The sequence below is a fragment of the Herbaspirillum lusitanum P6-12 genome (assembly GCF_000256565.1).
Classification (GTDB): domain Bacteria; phylum Pseudomonadota; class Gammaproteobacteria; order Burkholderiales; family Burkholderiaceae_D; genus Herbaspirillum; species Herbaspirillum lusitanum.
In genome coordinates this window covers 1-2,396 of the sequence record NZ_AJHH01000117.1, presented here as the reverse complement: position 1 = coordinate 2,396, position 2,396 = coordinate 1, and the positions used below count along the sequence as shown (strand labels likewise).

Here is a 2,396-nt window from a genome sequence, read left to right as displayed (position 1 = left end):
CCGGGCTACCCCCGGCGAAGGGTTGATCGACGAAAGGAAAGCAGAAGCTATCGGCAAACAGAAGTCGGGACAAGTGCAAAACCTTAAGGCAAATTCTCCCGCAACATCACACTGATCCTCACCGCCTCCACCCCCGCCAACGCCTCCTTCTTCTCCCGCAAATTCCCGAATATCCGCACACAATTCATGATCATGTTCTGCGGATGCTGCGTCAAAATCGCATCCACCGTCCCGTCGATCAGCAACCCACGCGTATCCGGCGTCAGGCCGTGCCCGATGAACACCACCTTCTGCTCGCGCCCGCTCTCCCTGAGCGCGCGGCCCACGCCATCCGAGGCGCCGCCGATGTTGTACATGCCGACCAGATCCGGATACTGCTCCAGCAGCGTGCGCGCCTGCTTGTAGTTGGTGTCGGCGTCATCGTGCCCCTCGCGCAGGCCGACTACCTGCAGATGTGGGAACATCTCTTCCAGCACATGCAGGAATCCCATCTCGCGCTCTTCATGGCCGCGATAACTGAGGCTGCCGGCAATCATCGCGACCTTCATCGGTTTGGCCTTGCCGCCACCGGCATTGCCGCCGCCGAGAAAACGTCCCAGCAGATAGCCGGCCGTGCGGCCCGCCGCACGATTGTCCATGCCGACGTAAGCTGCACGGCGCGAATTCGACAGGTCGGAAATCAGCGTCACCACCGGGATGCCTTCAGCCACCAGCGTATTGACCGCTTCGCGCACCAGCGGATGCTCGAGCGCCATGAAGGCCACGCCGTCGGCCTGGCGGCCGTAGTGCAGCAGGCGCTTGGCCAGCACGCTGGGGTTGAAGCCCTCGATGTGGTGGCATTTGCATTTCACGTTGAACGGCGCCAGCTGCTCCTCGGAAAACGCGATGTAGTCGCCCAGCATCTGCATGAAGCGGTTGCTCTGCGGCGGCAGCAAGAACACCAGTCGCATCGGCTTGGGTTGCATTGCCTTGTACAGATCGGCTTCCGGCAGATAGTCGAGCGCGGCGGCGGCCTTCAGGACTTTTTGCATGGTCGCGGCGCGCACGCCGGGACGCTGGTTGAGTACGCGGTCGACCGTCGCGGTGGACACACCGGCGGCGCGTGCGATGTCGGTCACGCGGGCGCGGCCGCCTTCGTTGTTGCCTTCGCCGGCGCCATCGGCCGGCAGGCGGGGATCGGGAGAAAATGCCATGGCTGGATATTTTATGTTTACATCAAAAACCATCATGAATCTGCTTTGACCTGTTTGAATTCAAAGCCTATTCTCTGCAAAAAGCAATCGAGACAAATCAAATAACATCAAGAATATACAAGGAGACAGCATCGGCGGAAAACCTTTTTCGCTGCATCGATGCGCTGATCTTCGCTGACCGAACAGAATCTGCAGCCCTCAACGACCTATAAAAATCCAGGAGATACGCAATGCACGCCATGACCCGCCGCCACTTTCTGAAGACCGCCTCGGTAGCCTCGGCCGCCGCCGCGACCGGCCTGGTATCGACGTCGGCCCATGCGGCCGAGTTCACCTTCAAGTACGCCAACAATCTGCCGGTCACCCACCCGATGAATGCGCGCGCCAAGGAAATGGCCGCCGCCATCGCCGAACAATCCAAGGGCCGCATCGAGTTGCAGCTCTACCCCAACAACCAGCTGGGCACCGACACCGACATGCTCTCGCAGGTGCGCGCCGGCGCCATCGATTTCTTCACGCTCTCGCCGCTGATCCTGGGCACCCTGGTGCCGGCCGCGCAGATCTCCGGCATCGGCTTTGCCTTCAAGGATTACAGCCAGGTCTGGCCGGCCATGGATGGCGAGCTGGGCGCGCATGTGCGCAAGCAGATCGAAGCCAGGTCCACCCTCTTCGCGTTTGAAAAGATCTGGGACAACGGCTATCGCCAGATCACCAACAGCACCAAGCCCATCAAGGTCGCCGAAGATCTCAAGGGGATGAAGCTGCGCGTGCCGCCCAGCCCGCTGTGGACCTCGATGTTCAAGGCCTTCGATGCGGCGCCGACCTCGATCAACTTCGCCGAAGTCTATTCGGCCCTGCAGACCAAGATCGTGGAAGGCCAGGAAAACCCCATGGCCATCATCTCCACGGCCAAGCTCTATGAGGTGCAGAAGTACTGTTCCATCACCAATCACATGTGGGACGGTTTCTGGTTCCTGGGCAACAAGAAGTCCTTCGAGCGCCTGCCCAAGGACCTGCAAGAACTGATGACCCGCATCATCAACGAAGCCGGTGTGAACCAACGCGCCGACGTGCGCAAGCTCAACGATTCGCTGGTCGATGAAATGAAGGGCAAGGGTCTGGCCTTCAACAATGCCGACGCCGATTCCTTCCGCGCCAAGCTGCGCGCTTCCGGTTTCTACACCGAGTGGCACAAGAAGTTCG

2 protein-coding genes are annotated in these 2,396 nt (G+C 60.4%); one reads left to right on the top strand and one right to left on the bottom strand.

Annotation, left to right across the window (positions count from 1 at the left end; translation table 11 throughout):
* Positions 1–83: 83 nt before the first annotated feature.
* Positions 84–1,193, bottom strand: a complete 1,110-nt coding sequence (locus HLUSI_RS0104065) for a LacI family DNA-binding transcriptional regulator (protein ID WP_016832763.1) — start codon at positions 1,191–1,193, stop codon at positions 84–86.
* A 230-nt stretch (positions 1,194–1,423) separates the two neighbouring features.
* Between HLUSI_RS0104065 and HLUSI_RS0104060 the strand changes: the two genes are divergently transcribed.
* On the top strand, positions 1,424–2,396 hold a 973-nt coding region (locus HLUSI_RS0104060; protein ID WP_016832762.1), incomplete at its 3' end, for a TRAP transporter substrate-binding protein.

Coding starts and splice junctions, on each gene's coding strand:
- HLUSI_RS0104065 (WP_016832763.1), bottom strand. CDS start 1,193: ATGGCATTTTCTCCCGATCCCCGCCTGCCGGCCGATGGCGCCGGCGAA.